Source organism: Muricoccus vinaceus, from assembly GCF_042433125.1.
Lineage (GTDB): Bacteria > Pseudomonadota > Alphaproteobacteria > Acetobacterales > Acetobacteraceae > Roseomonas > Roseomonas vinacea.
Map to the genome: position 1 here is coordinate 176,587 of NZ_JBHLVZ010000033.1, position 17,445 is coordinate 194,031.

At 73.8% G+C, this 17,445-nt stretch carries 16 protein-coding genes; 10 read left to right on the top strand and 6 right to left on the bottom strand.

Annotated features, from left to right (window positions below):
- Window positions 1-22 precede the first annotated feature (22 nt).
- The 5 genes from ACFFIC_RS13550 (at window position 23) to ACFFIC_RS13570 (ending at window position 4,253) form a co-directional block, all read left to right on the top strand.
- Window positions 23-589 carry a TetR/AcrR family transcriptional regulator gene (locus ACFFIC_RS13550; protein WP_377051139.1) on the top strand — a complete coding sequence of 189 codons (567 nt, stop codon included), beginning with the start codon at window positions 23-25 and terminating at the stop codon, window positions 587-589.
- Complete coding sequence (locus ACFFIC_RS13555) at window positions 586-1,617, top strand: efflux RND transporter periplasmic adaptor subunit (RefSeq protein WP_377051141.1); 1,032 nt, start codon at window positions 586-588, stop codon at window positions 1,615-1,617. The genes ACFFIC_RS13550 and ACFFIC_RS13555 overlap by 4 nt, the downstream gene beginning before the upstream one ends.
- On the top strand, window positions 1,614-2,837 hold the full coding sequence (devC, locus tag ACFFIC_RS13560; protein ID WP_377051143.1) for an ABC transporter permease DevC: 1,224 nt from the start codon (window positions 1,614-1,616) through the stop codon (window positions 2,835-2,837). The genes ACFFIC_RS13555 and devC overlap by 4 nt, the downstream gene beginning before the upstream one ends.
- On the top strand, window positions 2,837-3,574 hold the full coding sequence (locus ACFFIC_RS13565) for an ATP-binding cassette domain-containing protein (protein WP_377051145.1): 738 nt from the start codon (window positions 2,837-2,839) through the stop codon (window positions 3,572-3,574). The genes devC and ACFFIC_RS13565 overlap by 1 nt, the downstream gene beginning before the upstream one ends.
- A gap of 478 nt (window positions 3,575-4,052) precedes the next feature.
- A complete protein-coding gene (locus ACFFIC_RS13570; RefSeq protein WP_377051147.1) occupies window positions 4,053-4,253 on the top strand; it encodes a hypothetical protein in 201 nt (66 codons plus the stop codon).
- A gap of 15 nt (window positions 4,254-4,268) precedes the next feature.
- On the opposite strand, the gene ACFFIC_RS13575 is transcribed toward ACFFIC_RS13570, so the two are convergent.
- Entirely contained in the window at window positions 4,269-5,102 is an 834-nt protein-coding gene (locus ACFFIC_RS13575; RefSeq protein ID WP_377051149.1) for a M23 family metallopeptidase, read from the bottom strand.
- Between the two features lie 62 nt (window positions 5,103-5,164).
- Window positions 5,165-6,742: an exodeoxyribonuclease VII large subunit gene (gene xseA / locus ACFFIC_RS13580; protein ID WP_377051151.1), complete on the bottom strand. Its 1,578-nt coding sequence runs from the start codon at window positions 6,740-6,742 to the stop codon at window positions 5,165-5,167.
- Window positions 6,743-6,862: 120 nt separating this feature from the next.
- Here xseA and ACFFIC_RS13585 point away from each other — a divergent pair, with 120 nt between their 5' ends.
- The 3 genes from ACFFIC_RS13585 to ACFFIC_RS13595 all read left to right on the top strand — a co-directional run bounded on the left by ACFFIC_RS13585 (window position 6,863) and on the right by ACFFIC_RS13595 (window position 10,344).
- The gene (locus tag ACFFIC_RS13585; RefSeq protein ID WP_377051153.1) at window positions 6,863-8,032 is read left to right on the top strand and encodes a sensor histidine kinase; all 1,170 of its coding nucleotides are present in this window, start codon (window positions 6,863-6,865) and stop codon (window positions 8,030-8,032) included.
- Between the two features lie 99 nt (window positions 8,033-8,131).
- Entirely contained in the window at window positions 8,132-9,415 is a 1,284-nt protein-coding gene (gene purD, locus ACFFIC_RS13590; RefSeq protein WP_377051155.1) for a phosphoribosylamine--glycine ligase, read from the top strand.
- A 5-nt stretch (window positions 9,416-9,420) separates the two neighbouring features.
- Window positions 9,421-10,344, top strand: coding sequence for a DUF1835 domain-containing protein (locus tag ACFFIC_RS13595; RefSeq protein ID WP_377051157.1), 924 nt, complete (start codon window positions 9,421-9,423; stop codon window positions 10,342-10,344).
- A gap of 74 nt (window positions 10,345-10,418) precedes the next feature.
- On the opposite strand, the gene typA is transcribed toward ACFFIC_RS13595, so the two are convergent.
- The 3 genes from typA to ACFFIC_RS13610 all read right to left on the bottom strand — a co-directional run bounded on the left by typA (window position 10,419) and on the right by ACFFIC_RS13610 (window position 14,282).
- Complete coding sequence (gene typA / locus ACFFIC_RS13600; RefSeq protein ID WP_377051159.1) at window positions 10,419-12,254, bottom strand: translational GTPase TypA; 1,836 nt, start codon at window positions 12,252-12,254, stop codon at window positions 10,419-10,421.
- A gap of 316 nt (window positions 12,255-12,570) precedes the next feature.
- Entirely contained in the window at window positions 12,571-13,179 is a 609-nt protein-coding gene (locus tag ACFFIC_RS13605) for a hypothetical protein (protein ID WP_377051161.1), read from the bottom strand.
- Between the two features lie 98 nt (window positions 13,180-13,277).
- Window positions 13,278-14,282 (bottom strand): adenosine kinase, encoded by a 1,005-nt coding sequence (locus ACFFIC_RS13610; protein ID WP_377051163.1) that lies wholly within the window; start codon window positions 14,280-14,282, stop codon window positions 13,278-13,280.
- Window positions 14,283-14,629: 347 nt separating this feature from the next.
- Between ACFFIC_RS13610 and ACFFIC_RS13615 the strand changes: the two genes are divergently transcribed.
- Together ACFFIC_RS13615 and ACFFIC_RS13620 are read left to right on the top strand one after the other, a co-directional pair.
- Entirely contained in the window at window positions 14,630-15,271 is a 642-nt protein-coding gene (locus ACFFIC_RS13615; protein ID WP_377051165.1) for a bactofilin family protein, read from the top strand.
- A 90-nt stretch (window positions 15,272-15,361) separates the two neighbouring features.
- The gene (locus tag ACFFIC_RS13620; protein ID WP_377051167.1) at window positions 15,362-15,871 is read left to right on the top strand and encodes a hypothetical protein; all 510 of its coding nucleotides are present in this window, start codon (window positions 15,362-15,364) and stop codon (window positions 15,869-15,871) included.
- A gap of 23 nt (window positions 15,872-15,894) precedes the next feature.
- Here ACFFIC_RS13620 and ACFFIC_RS13625 read toward each other — a convergent pair whose 3' ends face one another.
- Entirely contained in the window at window positions 15,895-17,292 is a 1,398-nt protein-coding gene (locus ACFFIC_RS13625) for a glycosyltransferase family 4 protein (protein ID WP_377051169.1), read from the bottom strand.
- Window positions 17,293-17,445 lie beyond the last annotated feature (153 nt).

The window sequence follows — 17,445 nt, forward strand, 5'->3', positions numbered from 1 at the left end:
CCGGACGGTATAGTAAGAGGGCATGCCGCTCGATCCCGTCCCGCCCCCCGGCGCCCGAACCCGCGTGCTGGATGCCGCAGAGGCCATCGTGCGCGCCCGCGGCGTCCATTCCTTGACGCTGGAGGGCGCGGCGCGGGAGGCGGGGATCTCCAAGGGCGGGCTCCTTTATCACTTCGCCTCGAAGGAGGCGCTTCTGGTGGCGCTGATGCAGCGCCTGGCGGACCGGATCACGGCCGACTACGCGGCCATCCTCGCGGCCCAGCCGGAGGGGCCGGCGCGGGCCGTCCGCGCTTGCCTCGCCTTCACCTTCGACGAGCCCGGCATCGCCGAGGCCCATGAGCGCACGGCGGCGGTGCTGCTGGCGGCCTTCCACCATGACCCCGCGCTGCTGGACCCCATCCGGGCCTTTTTCCGCCGCATCCGGGCGGAGGCGGTGGCGGACGGCACGCCGGCCGGCGTTGCCTCGGCGGTGATGATGGCGGGAGACGGGCTGTTCATGGCGCGCCTCTTCGGCCTCTACGAGCCGGGAGCGGAGGAGTTGTCGGCCCTGCGGGCGACGCTGCACGGTTTGCTGGAGACGGCGTCATGAGCCGGCTGGGATGGATGGCGGCGTTGCTGCTGGCCGGGGGCGCGGGGATCGGCACCTGGGCAGCGGGGATCGGCCCCTTCGCGCCGAAGCCCGCCCCGGTTGCCGCCGAGGCGGCCGGGCCGGTGGGCGTCGGCGCGCTGGGGCGGGTGGAGCCGGCAGGGCGCATCCGGCGGCTGGCGGCGCCCGCCACGGGCGCGCGGCTGGACCGGCTGATGGTGGCCGAGGGTGACCAGGTCGTGACGGGGCAGGTGCTGGCCGAGTTCTCGGACGCGGCCCAGCGCGACGCCTCGGTGGCGGAGGCCACGGCGCGCGTGGCGCAGGCCACCGCCACGCTGGCCCGGACCCGGGCGGGCGGCAGCGCGAGCGAGGTGGCCGCTGCCCAGGCGCGCGCCGAGGCGCTGCGGGCCGCCGAAGAAACCGCGCTGCGCGATGCCGGGCGGTCGCAGTCCCTGGTGGCCTCGGGCGCCGGTGCGGCGGTGAGCGCGGAGCGCAACCGCTATCTCGCGGCGCAGCGCGCGGCGGAGCGGGCAGCGGCGGAGGCGGAGCTGGAAACGCTGCGCCGGCCCCGGCCCGAGGACATCGCGCGCGCCGGGGCGGATCTGGCCGCGGCCGAGGGCGGGCTGGCGCGGGCGCGGGCCGATGCGGCGCTCGCGCGGCTGCGCGCGCCCTCGGATGGCACGGTGCTGCGGGTGATCGCGCGCGCCGGCGAGGCCGTGGGCGGCGAGGGCGTGCTGGAGATGGGCGACCTGTCGCGGCTGGACGTGGTCGCCGACGTGTACGAGACCGACCTGCCCCGGCTGCGCCCCGGCGCCGTGGCGGAGGTGGTGGTGCCGGGCGAGCCCGCGCGGCTTTCCGCCGTGGTTCGCGAGATCGGCTGGGTGGTCCGGCGCACGACCCAGGCGGGCACGGATCCGGTGGCCGCGGTGGATTCGCGCACGGTGGAGGTGCGGCTGACGCTGGACGACGCGGCGCGGGCGGCGCTGTCCCGGCGGTCGGGCATGCAGGTGCAGGTGGCGATCCGGCCATGAACGCCCTGACCGACCTCCGCCCCGCGGCGCGCCAGGCGCCCCGCCCGCCTGGTCTCGGCGCCTCGACCCGGCTGGCGATCCGGCTGGCCTGGCGGCAGCTCCGCTCGGAGAAGGCGCGGCTGGCCTCGGCGATCGCGGGGGTGATGTTCGCCTGCATGCTGGTGTTCATGCAGCTCGGCTTCCGCTCGGCCCTGTTCGAGAGCGCGACGACGCTGATCGGCGCCATGCGGGCGGACCTGTTCCTGATGAGCCCGATGACGCTCGCCTCCTTCCGGCCGGAGCCGATCCCGCGCGTGCGCGTCTCCCAGGCGCTGGCGGTGGAAGGGGTGGCGGCGGCGGCGCCCGTCTACCTCGCGCAGTCCAGCTTCCGGAACCCGGACACGGGCACGCGGCGCACCATCCAGCTCATCGGCTTCGACGTGGAGGCGGGGGTGCTGGACCTGCCCGGCCTCGCCTCCGTCCGGGAGGCGCTGAAGCAGCCGGACAGCTTCGCCTTTGACGCGCGCTCGCGCCCCGAATTCGGGCCGGTGACGGCCATGCTGGCCGCGCGGGGGCCCTTTCCCGTGCAGATCGGCAACCGCGACCTGCGCGTGGTCGGCACGGTGGAGCTCGGCTCCTCCTTCGGGGCGGACGGCAACGCGGTGGTGTCGGAGGTGAACTTCCGGCGCATCGTGAGCGCGCGCCGCGCGGCGCTGGTGGACCTGGCGGCGATCCGGCTCCGGCCGGGCGCGGATCTTCTGGTGGCCCAGGCGGCGCTGCGCGCCTTCCTGCCGCCGGACGTCGCGGTGCTGACCCAGGCGGAGCTGCGGGCGCATGAGCGCCGCTACTGGGAGGAGGCGACGCCGATCGGCTTCATCTTCTCCTTTGGCAGCCTGATGGGGCTGATCGTGGGGATGGTGATCGTCTACCAGATCCTGTTCAGCGACATCGCCGGGCACCTCAAGGAATACGCGACGCTGAAGGCCATGGGCTATTCCAACGGCCATCTCTCGCGCGTGGTGCTGGGGGCGGCGGGAATCCTGGCGCTGCTTGGCTTCCTGCCGGGCATGGTGATCGCCTCCATCCTTTACGGCGTGGTGGCGGACGCGACCTTCCTCCCGCTGAACATGACGGCCGAGCGCGCGATGTGGGTGCTGCTGATGATCTTCGCCATGTGCGCGGTGGCCGGGCTGCTGGCCACGCGCAAGCTGCGCGACGCCGATCCGGCGGACATGTTCTGATGTTGGGCGACCCCGTGGAGCTGGATGGCGTGACCTTCGCCTATGGCGACGGCGCGCTGCGGCGCGAGGTGCTGCGGGACGTGTCGCTTCGGGTGGCGCCGGGGGAGATCGTCATCCTCACGGGACCTTCGGGCAGCGGCAAGACCACGTTGCTGACGCTGGTGGGCGCGCTGCGGGCGATGCAGGCCGGGTCCTGCCGGGTGCTGGGCCAGGAGCTGTCCGGGGCGTCGGAGGCGGTGCGCGTCGGCCTGCGCCGCCAGATCGGCTTCATCTTCCAGAGCCACAACCTGCTGGGCTTCCTGACGGCACGGCAGAACGTGGCCATGGCGCTGGAGCTGGACGGCGCCATGCACGAGCCGGAGCGGCTGGCCCGCGCGGGCGAGATGCTGCGCGCCGTGGGCCTGGCGGAGGAGGTGGAGAAGCTCCCGGGCCAGCTTTCCGGCGGGCAGCGGCAGCGCGTGGCGGTCGCGCGCGCCCTGGCGGGTTCGCCCGGGCTGATCCTGGCGGACGAGCCCACGGCGGCGCTGGACCGGGTGAGCGGGGGGGAGGTCGTGCGGCTGTTGCGCGACCTCGCGCGGTCCCGCGGCACGGCCATCCTGCTGGTGACGCACGACCCGCGTATCCTGGATCTGGCCGACCGGATCGTGACCATGGAGGACGGGCGGGTGGTGGCGGGGGCCTCGCCCGGCGATGCGCTGCCCGGGCCGGCCGGCAACGCGGCAGGGGCGCCGGGCTAGGACGCACCAAGCCGGGCGGCTGCGGCCAAGTGCGGTGCGCATGGTCGCGCCGCTTATGCGGGCCCGGCCCCGCCGCACGAAGGCGCTCCATCAGGCCCTCCGCCGGAACAGCACGCCGGGCACGGCCAGGTGCATCAGCCCGGCCGCCGTCGCCTTGATCGCTGCCGGGGCGGCGCCGTTGTTGCCGAGGATGGCGGTCAACGGCACCGCGACGGAAGGCGCTTCACCGGAAGCCGCATGGTTGAACTCCCGAGGCGGAGCCCAGGAAAGCGTTCAGTGCGATCCAGCTCTTATGCGGACGCCGAAAACGATATTGGCCGCTGAAACGGGCTGGGCGGGGAGCCGTTGAGTGGTCCGGCCGCGTGGCTGCAGCAATGCGGGCCACGTGTGCTTCTATGAAAAGAGAAACATTTCATTAACAACTTGGGCGCGTGGCGGTGCCGTGATGCTCGCTCGCGGGGACATTCTGGAGAAGCCAATGCGCGTTCCGCTTCCTGGCCGGGATTACTTCCCGCCGCGCGTGCTCCTGCGCGGTGGCCGGTCCGCTCTGGAGGCGTTCCGCGCCAGGGAGGCCCAGGCGCATGACATGACCCTGCCGGCAGGGCAGGTGTCGCCTTTGCCCGTGCCCGCGATGCCTTCCGCCACGACCCTGGCGGACCTGCGCCCCGTCATCGCCTGAGCGGGCCGGCCCTTCCTAGCCCGGCAGGACCGGCCGGGGATCGAGCGAGGTCGCGAGCCAGAACAGGCCAAGATGCAGGTGGGGCCCGGTGACGCGCCCCGTGGCACCCGAGGCGCCGATCACCTGGCCGCGGGACACCGGCTCCCCCTGGCGCACATCGAGGCGGGACATGTGGGCGTAGAGCGTGGTCACGCCGTGACCGTGCTCGATCAGCAGGGTGTTGCCGGTGAAGTAGAGATCCTCCGCCAGGGTGACGCGCCCGCCGGCGGCGGCGACCAGCGGCGTGCCCACGGGCACGGCGACATCCAGGCCCAGATGCGGCGCACGGGGCTGGCCGTTCAGGATGCGCTGGCTGCCGTAGACGCCGCTGATGCGGCCCCGGGCCGGCCAGTCGAAGCCCTCGGCGAAGTGGGGAATGGCCGTGTCGGTGCGGCGGGCGGCGTTCAGGCGCTCCTGCTCGGCGCGGATGCGGACCAGTGCCTCGGCGTCCGGCGTGACCATGCGGCCGGGCAGGCCTTCCAGGCGCTGGATGTCCCATTCGCGGGGAACCACGGCGATGCGCCGCTCCTCGCGCGCGCCGCCTGGCGCGGCGAGGGTGAGCGTGGCCTGCGGCCCGGCGTCGCGGCCGAGGCCGAAGGCGAAGACCCCCTGGGGCGAGACGCGCAGCGCGTGGCCCTCGAAGGTGACGCGCGTGCCGGGGTCGGCGCGGCCGGTGACCAGCGCGCCCTGGGTGATGCGCTCGGGCAGGACCAGGGCTGCCGCGGCGGGGCGGGCCAGCAGCAGGGCCGGAAGGGCGAGTGCTGCGCGGCGGGGCAGGCGCGGCGGTTCCGGGTTTGCGTGGTTGGCCATGGAAGCTCCCGGCAGGGTGGCAGGAATGGAAAGGGGTGGGGCGATAACGTCCCCGGCCCGGTTCAGAGCAGCGTTTCCTGGGCCGCCCCGCCCTTGTCCCGCCGCTTCGCCCGGTCGTCGGTGACGCCCAGGCTGCCGTCGCCGAACTGCAGCACGAGGCGCTGGCCCGGTGCCACGGCGGCCGCGGCGGTGACGGGCTGGCCGGCCGCGTCGCGCACCAGGGCGAAGCCGCGCTCCAGCAGCGCCTGGTAGGAGGCGCCCTCCAGCCGGGCGGAAAGCCCGCGGAGCGCGGCCCGGCACTGGCGGAGATGGCCGGCGACGAAGGGCGTCGGATCCGGGATGCGGGCCAGGGTGGCGGCGCGCTCGGCCAGGCGGCGCTGCGCGCCGGCCTCTAGGCGCTCCGCCGCGCGGGTCTGGCGGGCGCGGGCCTCGCGCAGGCGGGCGCGAAGCAGGGGCGCCGGATCGGGCAGGCCGGCGAGGGCGCGATGCTGCCGGCCGAGTGCCGCGCGGGTGGCGCCGCCGATCCGGAGCTCCAGCAGGGACAGCGCCGCGCGGCGGGCGGCGATGGCCTCCTGCGGGCGGGGGAGCCGGGCGGCCGTTCCCTCCAGCAGCCGGCGCTTGGCCGCGATCAGGGCACGCGGGGCGAGCTGCAGGCGGTGGTTGCGGTCCTCCAGCCGGTTGCGGCCGGCAGCGATCAGGGCCGGAAGATCCGGCAGGCCGGAGGAGGCACGGCCCAGGCGCAGCCGCGCGCGGTCCAGCACGGAATGGGCGGCGCGCCCCAGGCGGGTGGCCCGCTGGTGGAGGGCGGCGAGCAGTTCCTCGCGCGACGGCACGGCCAGCTCGGCCGCCGCCGTGGGCGTGGGGGCGCGGCGGTCGCTGGCGAAGTCGATCAGGGTGGTGTCGGTCTCGTGGCCGACGGCGGAGATCAGCGGGATGGGGGAGGCGCTCGCGGCGCGCACCACCACCTCCTCGTTGAAGGCCATCAGGTCCTCGAGGCTGCCGCCGCCTCGGGCCACGATGATCACGTCCGGGCGCGGCACGCGGCCCAGCGGGGAAAGGGCACCCATGGTGGCGATGGCGGCGGCCACCTGCTCGGCCGCGCCCTGGCCCTGCACGGCCACGGGGATCAGCAGCACGCGGCGGGGAAAGCGGCGGGCCAGGGTGGTGCGGATGTCGTGCAGCACCGCGCCGCGCTCGCTGGTGATCACGCCGATCACCTCGGGCAGGAAGGGCAGGGGGCGCTTGCGGTTCTCGTCGAACAGCCCCTCGGCGCCGAGGCGCAGGCGCAGCTTCTCGATCCGGGCGAGCAGCGCACCTTCGCCGGCATATTCCAGCTTCTCGATCTGCAGCGCGTAGTCCGAGCGCTTGTCGGAGGCGGTGATCTTGCCGGTGGCGATCACCTCCACCCCGTTCTCCGGGCGCACCGCCAGCTTCGAGAGGGCGCCGCGCCAGATGATGGCGCGAATGGTGCCGGCCTCGTCCTTCATGGAGAGATAGGAGTGACCGGAGGGATAGGTCTTGAACTCGGTGATCTCGCCGCGCACGCGGATGCGGCCGAAGGCCGTTTCCAGCGTGCGCTTCACCGCGCCCGAGATCTCGGAGACGCTGTACTCGGGGATGTTGCCGGGGCTGCCGTCCATTGGAGGGGATTATGGCGCCGGACGCGTCCGGGCGCCACGCGCCGCGGCGCGGCCCCGCGTGAAACCTTGGGCCACCCCCCGCCTTCCGATGCGGTTGTGGCCGGAGCACCTTTCCCATTCATGACAGCCGACGCCCTGCCCCCCATCGAGGACCAGCTTGCGCGGCTGCGGCGCTATGGCGAGATCCTGAACGATTTCGGCCGCATGACCTCGGAAAGCAGCGAGGTGGACCGGCTGGTGCAGCTGGCATGCCTGCAGGCCGCGCGCGGCATCGGCATTCGCCACACCAAGGTGCTGCGCTACCGCCCAGAGGCGGGAGACCTGCTGGTGGTGGCCGGGGTGGGCTGGGGGCCGGGGGTGGTTGGCCATGTGAGCCTGGGAACGGACCTCGCCTCGCCCCCTGGCCAAGCCTTGCAGACCCGGCTGCCCAACGTCGTGGAGGATCTGCCGAACGACGGGGAGTACCGCTATTCCGGCCTGCTGCGGGACCACGGCATCGTGTCGCTGCTGAACGTGCCGGTGACGGTGGATGGCTATGTCTGGGGCGTGCTGGAGGTGGACAGCCAGGAGCCCCGTCATTTCGGCCAGGACGACGTGCGCTTTCTTTCAGCCATGGGGCACACGCTGGGCCTGGCGCTGCGGGGGCGGATCGGGGAGCAGCAGGTGGTCGGGGCGGCGGCCGATGCCGCGCGGGCCCTGGCGCGGGAGCGGATGCTCCGGGGCGAGCTCCAGCACCGCAGCAAGAACGACCTGCAACTGGTGCTGTCCCTGCTGGTGATGCAGCGCAGGCGGCTCCATGACGAGCAGGCGCGGCGAATGCTCGGGCATGTGCTGGACCGCATTGCCGCGATCGGGGTGGCGCATGACCAGCTCAATCCCGAGAGCCACACCGGGTTGATCGACCTGGCCGACTACCTGCAGGCCCTCTGCGGCAACCTGTCCCAGCGGCGCGACGGGGTGGCGATCGAAACCTCGGTGGAGAGCGCGGAAATGCCGCATTCCCGCGCCGTGCCTCTGGGGTTGGTGGTGAACGAGCTGGTGACGAACGCCCTCAAGCACGCCTTCCCGCAGGGACGGGGCGGGGTGATCCGGGTGGAATTCCACGTCGCGCCCCCCGGCGAAGGGCGACTTTCTGTACAGGACGATGGTGTCGGGATGGGACCGCTCCGGCCCGGCAGTTCCGGCACGGAGCTGGTGCGGCGGCTGGTGCAGCAGGTGGGCGGCAGGCTGGAGGCGATGAAGCAGGCGCAAGGAACCGGCTTCTGCGTGTTCTTCCCGCTGGTGACCTGAGGCAGCCCCCGGGCCCCGGAAAAATGGGCAGGCCGGGGCGATCCCTTTGCCCGGTGTTGCTATAAGCCCCCCGCTTCGCTTTCGGGGATGGCTGCGCGCATGAAGGTCCTTCTGGTGGGCGGCGGTGGCCGCGAGCACGCGCTGGCATGGCGGATCTCGGAAAGCCCGCGTCTCGTGAAGCTCTGGTGCGCGCCCGGCAACCCCGGCATCGCCGCCCATGCCGAATGCGTGGCGATCGGCGCGGAGGACATCCCGGCCCTGGTCGCCTTCGCGCGGAAGAACGCGGTGGACCTCGTCATGGTGGGGCCGGAGGCGCCGCTGACGCTGGGGCTGGCCGACGCGCTGGCCGCGGAGGGCATCGCCTGCTTCGGGCCAAGCGCCGCCGCGGCGCGGCTGGAGGGTTCCAAGACCTTCACCAAGGAGGTGCTGGACGCGGCCGGCGCGCCCACCGCCGCGTGGCGGCGCTTCGAGGACCCCGCGGCGGCTCGGGACTACGTGCGCGCCCAGGGCGCGCCCATCGTGGTGAAGGCGGACGGGCTGGCGGCCGGCAAGGGCGTGGTGGTGGCCGCGACGGTCGGGGAAGCGGAGGCCGCCATCGCCGACATCATGGAAAGCCGCGTCCACGGCGAGGCCGGGGCGAGCGTGGTGATCGAGGAATGCATGGTGGGGGAGGAGGCCTCCTTCTTCGCCCTTTGCGACGGTGTGCGCGCGCTGCCGCTGGCCGCCGCCCAGGACCACAAGCGCGTGGGGGATGGCGACACCGGCCCGAACACCGGCGGCATGGGCGCCTATTCCCCGCCGCCCGCCTTCACGGAGGCGGTGCGGGGCGAGGTGATGGCCCGGGTGGTGGAGCCCGTGCTGGCTGAGATGAACCGGCGCGGGGCGCCCTTCCGCGGCGTGCTCTTCGTGGGGCTGATGCTGACCGCGACCGGGCCGCGCGTGATCGAGTTCAACGTGCGCTTCGGCGACCCCGAGTGCCAGGCGCTGATGATGCGCCTGCGCGGCGACCTCCTGCCGGCGCTGGCGGCCGCGGCGGCGGGGGATCTTTCGGGTGTTTCGCTGGACTGGTCGGAGGAGCCGTCGCTTGTCGTCGTGGTGGCGGCTCGGGGCTATCCCGGCGCGGTCGCGAAGGGCGAGCGGATCGGCGGGCTGGAGGCCGCGGCCGCCGTGCCGGGCGCTCGGGTGTTCCAGGCGGGCACGGCGCGCGGGGCGGACGGGGCAGTGGTGTCGGCCGGCGGGCGGGTGCTGGGGATCGGGGCCTCGGCACCGGACCTGCGGGCGGCGCGGGAGGCGGCCTATCGCGCCGTGGACGCGCTGGACTGGCCCGGGGGCTTCTGCCGGCGCGACATCGCGCACCGGGCTCTCCAGGCGGGGGCGCTCTGATCCGCATGGAAGGCGTCGCCTCCGTCCGCTGCGGGGACGACCTCCGGGGGCGGGTGCCCGGTGCCTTCTTCTGCCTGGCCGACCCGGTCTGCCAGGGACCGGTGCACGGGGCCTTCCCCGACGGCTACCTCGCGCGCCGCGCCGCCTTCGTGGCCGGGCACTACGCCCATGGCGCCGCGGCGGTGCGGGCGCGGCTGGCGGCGGAATACGCGGCGCTCCGGGAACTGCCGCGCCACGGGCGCGTGCTGCTCTGGTTCGAGCACGACCTTTGGGACCAGGCGGTGCTGATCCGCCTGCTTTCCGTTCTGGCCGACTGGCCGGCACTGGCCGGGCGGCTCTGGCTGATGCCCTGCGACGGGCGCCGTGGCTTCGCGGAGATGCCACAGGCAGAGCTGGACGCGCTGGCGCCGGAGCCGCTGCCCTGGTCCGCCGTGGAGGCGGGGGCCGCGGCCTGGGAAGCCTTTGCCGCCGAGGACCCGACGGTGCTGGACGCGATGACCCGCCGCGCCCTGCCCCTGCCGCACCTGGCACGGGCCATGCGGCGGCACCTGCAGGACCTGCCCTGGGTCACGGACGGGCTGGGGCTGACGGAGCGGCTGGTGATGCGGGCGGCGGCCGGGGGCGTGGTGGGCGAGGACGCCCTGCTGCGCCACCTGCGGGCGGCCGACCCGGTGTTTGCGCCCACCGACCTGATCCTGCGGGACGTGGTGAAGCGGCTTTCCACGGGCACGGTGCGGCTGCTGGGCCGGGATCCGCCGCACGCGCCGACGCCGCGCGGCCAGGCGATCCTGGCGGGGGAGGCACGCCATTCCCCGGGGCCGCGGCACCAGGCGGGCGTGGTGGTGGGGCCCCGCGGGCGCTGGTGGTGGAATCCGCGCTCGGCCGGGGTGACGGACCGGCTGCCGGGGCAGGCCGGCCTGTTCGGATAACGAAAAACCCCGGCGGGAGGCCCGCCGGGGTTTTCTTCAGCGCGTCGCCAGGGGGCGAACCCCCCGGCCGGTTCTCACGCCGCCTCGCTCTCCGAGCGGCGGGCGTGCTTCTTGCGCTCATGCGGGTCGAGGTAGCGCTTGCGCAGGCGGATGGCGGTCGGCGTGACCTCCACCAGCTCGTCCTCCTCGATATAGGCGATGGCCTGCTCCAGGCTCATCCGGCGCGGCGGAACCAGCAGAAGCGCCTCGTCCTTGCCGGCGGCACGGATGTTGGTGAGCTTCTTTTCCTTGATCGGGTTCACGTCGAGGTCGTTCTCGCGCGAGTGCTCGCCGAGGATCATGCCCACGTAAACCTTCACGCCCGGATCCACGAAGAGCGCGCCACGCTCCTGCAGGGCGAAGAGGGAGTACTGCACGGCCTCGCCGTCCGAGTTGGAGATCAGGCTGCCCTTGATCCGCCCCTCGATCGCCCCGGCCCAGGGCTGATAGCCCAGGAACAGGCGGTTCATCATGCCGGTGCCGCGCGTGTCCGTCATGAACTCGCCGTGGTAGCCGATGAGGCCGCGCGACGGGATGTGGAAGGTCAGCCGAACCTTGCCGCCGCCCGAGGGCCGCATGTCCTGCATCATGCCCTTGCGGAGAGACATCTTCTCGACGACGACGCCCGAATAGGCCTCGTCCACGTCGATCAGCGCCTCCTCGAAGGGCTCCTCCTTCTCGCGCGTCTCCGGGTTCTCGCGGGTCAGCACGCGGGGGCGGCCGATGGTCAGCTCGAAGCCCTCGCGGCGCATCGTCTCGATGAGCACGCCGAGCTGGAGCTCGCCGCGGCCGGCCACCTCGAAGGCGTCCACTTCCTCGGACACCTTCACCTTGATGGCGACGTTGCCTTCCGTCTCCTTGAAGAGGCGGTCGCGGATCTGGCGGGAGGTGACCTTCTTGCCCTCGCGGCCGCCGAGCGGGCCGTCGTTGATGCGGAAGGTCATGCTCAGCGTCGGCGGATCGACGGGAATGGCGGGCAGCGGCTCCGTCACCTCGGGGGAGGCGATGGTGTCGGGAATGGTGGCGTCGCTCAGCCCCGCGATGGCGCAGATGTCGCCCGCCTGCACCTCGTCGACCGGCACGCGGTCGAGGCCGGAGAAGGTCATCAGCTTGGTCAGGCGGCCCGTCTCGACGATCGAGCCGTCCTGGCGCAGCACGCGCACCGGCATGTTGGTGCGGGCGGTGCCCTGCTCGATGCGCCCGGTCAGGATGCGGCCGAGGAAGTTGTCGGCCTCCAGGATGGAGGCGTTCATCGCGAAGGGGGCGTCGCGGTCGACCGTGGGCTCGGGCACGTGGCTTAGGATCAGGTCGAACATGGGCGACAGGTCCTTGCGGGCCCCTTCCATGGTCAGGTCGGCCCAGCCCTGGCGGCCGGAGGCGAACATGGTGTGGAAGTCGAGCTGCTCGTCGCTCGCGCCCAGCGCCGCGAAGAGGTCGAACACCTCGTTCAGCACCTCGTCGGCGCGCGCGTCCTGGCGGTCCACCTTGTTGATAACCACGATCGGCTTCAGGCCGCGGGCCAGCGCCTTGGTGAGCACGAACTTGGTCTGGGGCAGCGGGCCCTCAGCGGCGTCGCACAGCACGATGGCGCCGTCCACCATGGAGAGGATGCGCTCCACCTCGCCGCCGAAGTCGGCGTGGCCAGGGGTGTCGACGATGTTGATCTTCACGCCCTTCCACTCCACCGCGGTGGACTTGGCGAGGATCGTGATGCCGCGCTCGCGCTCGAGGTCGTTGCGGTCCATGGCGCGCTCGGCGACCTGCTGGTTGGCGCGGAAGGCGCCGGCCTGCTTGAGCAGGTTGTCCACGAGGGTCGTCTTGCCGTGGTCGACGTGGGCGATGATCGCCACGTTGCGGATGCTTTGTGTCATCGCGCGGTGTCCTTCGTCTGGCCGGGGCCCCGGCGTTCCCGCCCGGTCCCGGTGCGCGCGATGTCGGTTCGCCTGAGCAGGAGACCGGTCGCGCCCGTTTCGCATCCCCCAGCGGGGAGGCGGCCTTCGCTCGAAGTTCCATCCATATGGAAGACCCCGCGCGCGTTGGGCGGCGGGGCCTTTCTTCGGCGGTTCGGCTTGTTGCAGCGCACAGATAGCGTGTCGCACGCCGAATTGCGAGAGATTCCGCGATGCTCCCCGCCCACCCCCAGCATGCGCTCCGCTCATGTGGCGCGCGGGAGGAGGTGGGATGGCCTCAGCCGCGGGGCGGAGCGGCCTCGCCGGGGACGTAGGGGGCGGGCGGCACCGGGCTGGGGCGGCCATAGCGCGGCCGGGCGGAGGGCGGCACGGGCGGCGGCACGTCCACGCCTGTCGGCACGGTCTCGGGCAGCGGGATGGCGCCCGGGCCGCTCGGGGTGGCGATCAGGGCTTCTTCGGCCCGGTCCAGCGCCTGGAGGGCCGAGCGCGCGTCGCCCTGGCCGGCGAGGCGGCGGGCGGCGGCGATCTGGCTGAGCGCCGCGCTGCCCTGCGGCCGGGAAGCCTCGGTGGCGATGACCGAATTGGTCAGCAGGCGGGTCTCGGCGCGCTCCAGCGCCTCCACGGCGGCGCCGGCGCGGCGGCGGATCAGGGCGGCGCGGGCCTCGGCGATCAGGCCGCGGGCGGTGTCCACCCCGGCGGCATCGGCCATGGCGGCGTTGCGGTTCTGGGAGGGGACATAGGGCACCGCCGGGCTGGCCCGCTCGCGCTGCATCTCGCGGATCGCGGGGTCGCTGCCGCCGGGGGGCATGCCGTACTGGGCGAGGGCGGGATGGGCGAGGGTGACGGCCGCGAGGGCAGCGGCGAGAGCGGGAAGGGAGGGTTTCATGGTCTTGCCTTGTGCTGGTGACGGAGGATGGTGGGCCAGGGCGGCGGCCCGGGCCGCTTCGATGCCCGGCGCCGGCCCGCCGGGCGGGCCGGCGAGTTTCAGGCTCCGACCAGCGCCTTGAGGTCGGCCTGGGGCCGGGCCCCGAAATGGGAGATCGCCTCGCTGGCGGCCACGCTGCCCCAGCGGCCGCATTCCGCCAGCGGCAGGGCCCGTGCATGGGCGGCCAGGAAGCCGGCGGCATAGGCATCGCCCGCGCCGGTGGTGTCGATCACCGTGGTGGGCGCGGCCGGCACTTCGACGACCTGCCCCTGGCCGATGATGCGGCTGCCCTTCTCGCTGCGGGTGAGGGCGACGAGCTTGCCGGTGGCCGCGAAGGCGCGGGTGGCCTCCTCCACGTCCGTGACCTGGAACAGGGAGAGCGCCTCGTCCTCGTTGGCGAAGACGATGTCGCAGTCGCGCGTGATGAAGTCGAGAAAGGCGGTGCGGTGGCGGCCGACGCAGAAGCCGTCCGACAGGGTCAGCGCCACCGAGCGCCCGGCGCCGTGGGCGATGGAGGCCGCGCGGCGGAAGGCGCTCTGCGCGGCCGGCGGGTCGAACAGGTAGCCCTCAAGGTAGGTGACGGCGGCGGATTCCACGGAGGCCTGGTCCACGTCCTCCTCCCCGAAGCTCACGCAGGCGCCGAGATAGGTGTTCATGGTGCGCTGCCCGTCCGGCGTGACCAGGATGATGCAGCGGGCGGTGGGATCGCCGCCCTTGAGCGGCGCGGTGGGAAAGCGGATGCCCAGCGCCTTGAGGTCGGCGGCGAAGGCCTGGCCGGAGGCATCGTCGGCGACCTTGCCGAGATAGCCCACGCGGGCGCCGAGCGCGGCCGCGGCCGCGCAGGTGTTGGCGGCCGATCCGCCGCCGGTCTGCACGCTGGCGGAAAGGGAGGCGTGGATGGCCTCGGCGCGCGCGGTGTCGATCAGGGCCATGGAGCCCTTGGCCATGCCCCAGCCGTCCAGCGTGGCCTCGGAGGCGGAGGCGACCACGTCCACGATGGCGTTGCCGATGCCGAGGATGTCGAGCGCCGCCTGCCCCGTCCCCGTTTGTGTTGCCTGGGCCATGCCGTGCCGTCCTCTCGCTCTCTCGCGGCGCCCCGGGGAGCCTGCCGGCGCCCGCCATAGCACGCGGCGCCGCTCCGGGCAGGACCCCCCCCACCCTGCGGCGGGGCCGGGTGAAAGCGCGGCCCGCCCGCCGTTTGCGCAATTATCCGCGCCGCGCCCGCATCCTCCCGTTGTGCCCGATCTCCGGACCGTGATAGCCGGAGGGCGCAGGTGCGGGGCCGGGGGGTTCCCACCGCGCCGGTCCCTTCGCCCATTCTGGCCCGCGGCGTGCAGCTTCCTTGCAGGCCGGGCCCGGTGGGCGTTTCGCCGAGCCAGACCACGATCGCCTGCCTGCAGGGGAAACAGCCATGTCCGTCTTCCGCCGCCGCCCCGCCGACCAGGGGCCGACCGAGCCCACGACCGTGCCGGTCTCGCGCGATCCGGACCTGGCGATGCCCCCCTTTCGTCCCACTCCGGGCCAAGCCCCCAAGGACCCTGTCATGAGCCTGCCGCCCAAGCCCACCGCGCCCCAGGTCCCCACTGCCCCCGGCGTGACCATGCCGCCCCGCCCCGCGGCCCGCCCGGCCACCGCCGAGCGCCGCACGCTGGTGGTGGGCAAGGGCATCTCCCTCCAGGGCACGGTGGCGGATGCCGAGCGCCTGGTGGTGGACGGCACGGTTGAGAGCCAGATGATCCAGGCGACCGAGCTGCAGATCACCCATTCCGGCGTGTTCAAGGGCGCCGTGCAGGTCGAGGACGCCGAGATCGCCGGCGTGTTCGACGGCACCATCACCGCGCGCGGCTCCCTGACCATCCGCGCCACCGGCCGGGTGCTGGGCACCGCCCGCACGCGCCGGCTTTCCGTGGAGGAGGGCGGGCAGCTCTCGGGCAGCATGGAGATGCTGACCGATGCCCAGGCCGCCGCGCCGCCGCAGGCGCTCGCCCCGGCCTCGCAGCCGGACAGTGCGCCGCAATACGCCACGCCGAACCTGGCCCAGCCCCGCTACTGACGCGCGGCCAGCCCCGGGGGCGCCCCTCGGGGCGTGCCCGCGGGCGCCCTGCCCACCCACACCGCAGCCCGCCCGAAGCCAGGACCGGCCATGAACGCGTCGACCGGCGGCCGCAACCGGCACCGCGCAGCGCAGCCCCATCCGCCCCCGGCGGGCGCGCTGGGCCGGTTGCTGGCGGCCGGGGTGGCGCTGGCGCTGGCGGGCTGCGCCCCGGCACCGGACCAGACCGCCAGCCGCGTGCTGGAGGAGGTGCTGGAAAGCCACCGCGCCAGCATGGCCGCCGTGGAGGCCCCGGCCGAGGCCCGCTCGCGCGGCATGGCGCCCGTCGGGCGCGCCGCGCCGGGCAGCGTGGCCTCCCTGCTCGGGCAGTCGCGCGAAGGGGTGATCGCCGTGCTCGGCCAGCCCACCCGGCGCCGGCCGGAAGGGGATGCGGAGATCTGGCTCTACCAGGGCCGCAACTGCGCGGTGGACGTTGTGCTCTACCAGGACGGCGCGGGGCGCGCCGCCAGGGTGCCGCGCGTGGCCTGGGCCGCCGCCCGTGCTTCGGGAACCGAGCGCCGGACGGAGGCGGGCTGCCTGTCGGAGCTGGTCGCGGGCTAGGACCGCCGCTCAGGGTTAAGGCCTCAGGGCGAGAGCCCGAGATGCGCGGCCAGCACCTCGGCCGAGTGCCGCCAGGGCAGCGGGCGGAAGCCGTCGCGGATCTCCGCCTCCTTTTGCGCGATCAGCGAGTCGTCGGTGCAGGCGCGGCGGATGGTCCCGGTGGCGGCGGTGATGTTGTCGGGATCGATGTAGAGGCAGAAGGCGCCGCCCGCCTCGGGCAGCGAGCTGCGGTCGGAGGCGATGCAGAGCTTGCCGAAGCACAGGCTCTCGGTCACCGGCATGCCCCAGCCCTCGTACAGGGAGGGGAACAGGGTGAAGCGGCAGCCCCGGTAAAGGGCGGCCAGCTCCGTGTCGGTCGGGTCCTCCACCACCACGATCTTGCCGCCGAGATGCCCGCAGCTCCCGATCCGCTGCAGCAGGTCCTGCACGAGCCGGCCGATGTGCCCGGCGAACACCAGGCTGGGCACAAGCTCGGGGGCCATTTCCTCCGCCATGCGGCGCCAGGCCCGAAAGGCGAGGAGGTGGTTCTTGCGCGCCTCGATCGTGGAGGCGACCAGCGCGTAGCCGCCGGGCCGCAGCCCCATGGGCAGGGCGGCTGCGGCAGCCACGGGCGGGCCGAGGAAGCCGGCTCCGATGGGAATGGTGCGCACGGGCAGGCGCAGGGGCACCCCCTCCCGCACCGACCAGCGCTCCACGTCGCGGGCGGTGGCCTCGGATATGGCGAGAAGGTGGTCCACCCGGGGCGCGAAGCCGTTGAACCAGTGCGAGAACGCCCGCGCCTGCCCGGCATCGCACCATTCCGGGCGCAGCAGGGGGATCAGGTCATGGATCAGGAGCGCGGTGCGCATGGGCCGCCCCGCCGTGGCGCGGGCAACGAAGGTGCCGTCGTCGTCGTGGAACCAGGGGGAGCCGAGCACGCCCAGAACGTCCTCCGGCCCGGCCAGGGCGCGGATGTCCTCGCCGCGCACCACCTCGCCTTCGCCGGAGGCAGGGGCCTGGAACAGGAGCGGGGCGGCGCGGAGGGAGAGGGTGCCGTGGCGCAGCGCCGTGCGCTGGGCGGCGGCGGCGGCGCGCTGGGCGATGAGGGCCTTGATCAGCGGTTCGCGCACCGTCAGCGGCAGGCGGCCGGCAAAGCGGCCCAGCAGCCCGCCGCGACGGCCGGCGGCCGGGGGGATGGGGGCCGGGCCGCGCGCGGGTTCGGCGGAGGGTTCCAGCAGCCCGGCGAAAAGCTGCTGCACGGCCTCCCAGGGCACGGCGCGGAGCGCGCCGCCCACGGGGTCGCGGCGGCAGAAGCGCACGCGGCCGCCCAGCCGCTGCACCAGCCCCGTGTAAAGCCCGAAGCACAGGCGCTGGATGTCGCCCGGGCGCGGATTCCGCAGCGCGTGGCGGAAGAGATCCTCCACATCGAGCCACAAGGTCATTGTATCGGGCGTTCCATCCGGATCAGCGGTAAGGCGGCCAGGCCAGAGGGACAAGGCGAGGCGGGTGCCGGATTTCGCGAGGCGCCCCGCTGAGTGTATTCAGGCTTGGGCGAGCATGTTCTCGATGATGGTATCGACGGGCCCGTCGGCGAC

Coding starts and splice junctions, on each gene's coding strand:
- ACFFIC_RS13550 (WP_377051139.1), top strand. CDS start 23: ATGCCGCTCGATCCCGTCCCGCCCCCCGGCGCCCGAACCCGCGTGCTG.
- ACFFIC_RS13555 (WP_377051141.1), top strand. CDS start 586: ATGAGCCGGCTGGGATGGATGGCGGCGTTGCTGCTGGCCGGGGGCGCG.
- devC (WP_377051143.1), top strand. CDS start 1,614: ATGAACGCCCTGACCGACCTCCGCCCCGCGGCGCGCCAGGCGCCCCGC.
- ACFFIC_RS13565 (WP_377051145.1), top strand. CDS start 2,837: ATGTTGGGCGACCCCGTGGAGCTGGATGGCGTGACCTTCGCCTATGGC.
- ACFFIC_RS13570 (WP_377051147.1), top strand. CDS start 4,053: ATGCGCGTTCCGCTTCCTGGCCGGGATTACTTCCCGCCGCGCGTGCTC.
- ACFFIC_RS13575 (WP_377051149.1), bottom strand. CDS start 5,102: ATGGCCAACCACGCAAACCCGGAACCGCCGCGCCTGCCCCGCCGCGCA.
- xseA (WP_377051151.1), bottom strand. CDS start 6,742: ATGGACGGCAGCCCCGGCAACATCCCCGAGTACAGCGTCTCCGAGATC.
- ACFFIC_RS13585 (WP_377051153.1), top strand. CDS start 6,863: ATGACAGCCGACGCCCTGCCCCCCATCGAGGACCAGCTTGCGCGGCTG.
- purD (WP_377051155.1), top strand. CDS start 8,132: ATGAAGGTCCTTCTGGTGGGCGGCGGTGGCCGCGAGCACGCGCTGGCA.
- ACFFIC_RS13595 (WP_377051157.1), top strand. CDS start 9,421: ATGGAAGGCGTCGCCTCCGTCCGCTGCGGGGACGACCTCCGGGGGCGG.
- typA (WP_377051159.1), bottom strand. CDS start 12,254: ATGACACAAAGCATCCGCAACGTGGCGATCATCGCCCACGTCGACCAC.
- ACFFIC_RS13605 (WP_377051161.1), bottom strand. CDS start 13,179: ATGAAACCCTCCCTTCCCGCTCTCGCCGCTGCCCTCGCGGCCGTCACC.
- ACFFIC_RS13610 (WP_377051163.1), bottom strand. CDS start 14,282: ATGGCCCAGGCAACACAAACGGGGACGGGGCAGGCGGCGCTCGACATC.
- ACFFIC_RS13615 (WP_377051165.1), top strand. CDS start 14,630: ATGTCCGTCTTCCGCCGCCGCCCCGCCGACCAGGGGCCGACCGAGCCC.
- ACFFIC_RS13620 (WP_377051167.1), top strand. CDS start 15,362: ATGAACGCGTCGACCGGCGGCCGCAACCGGCACCGCGCAGCGCAGCCC.
- ACFFIC_RS13625 (WP_377051169.1), bottom strand. CDS start 17,292: ATGACCTTGTGGCTCGATGTGGAGGATCTCTTCCGCCACGCGCTGCGG.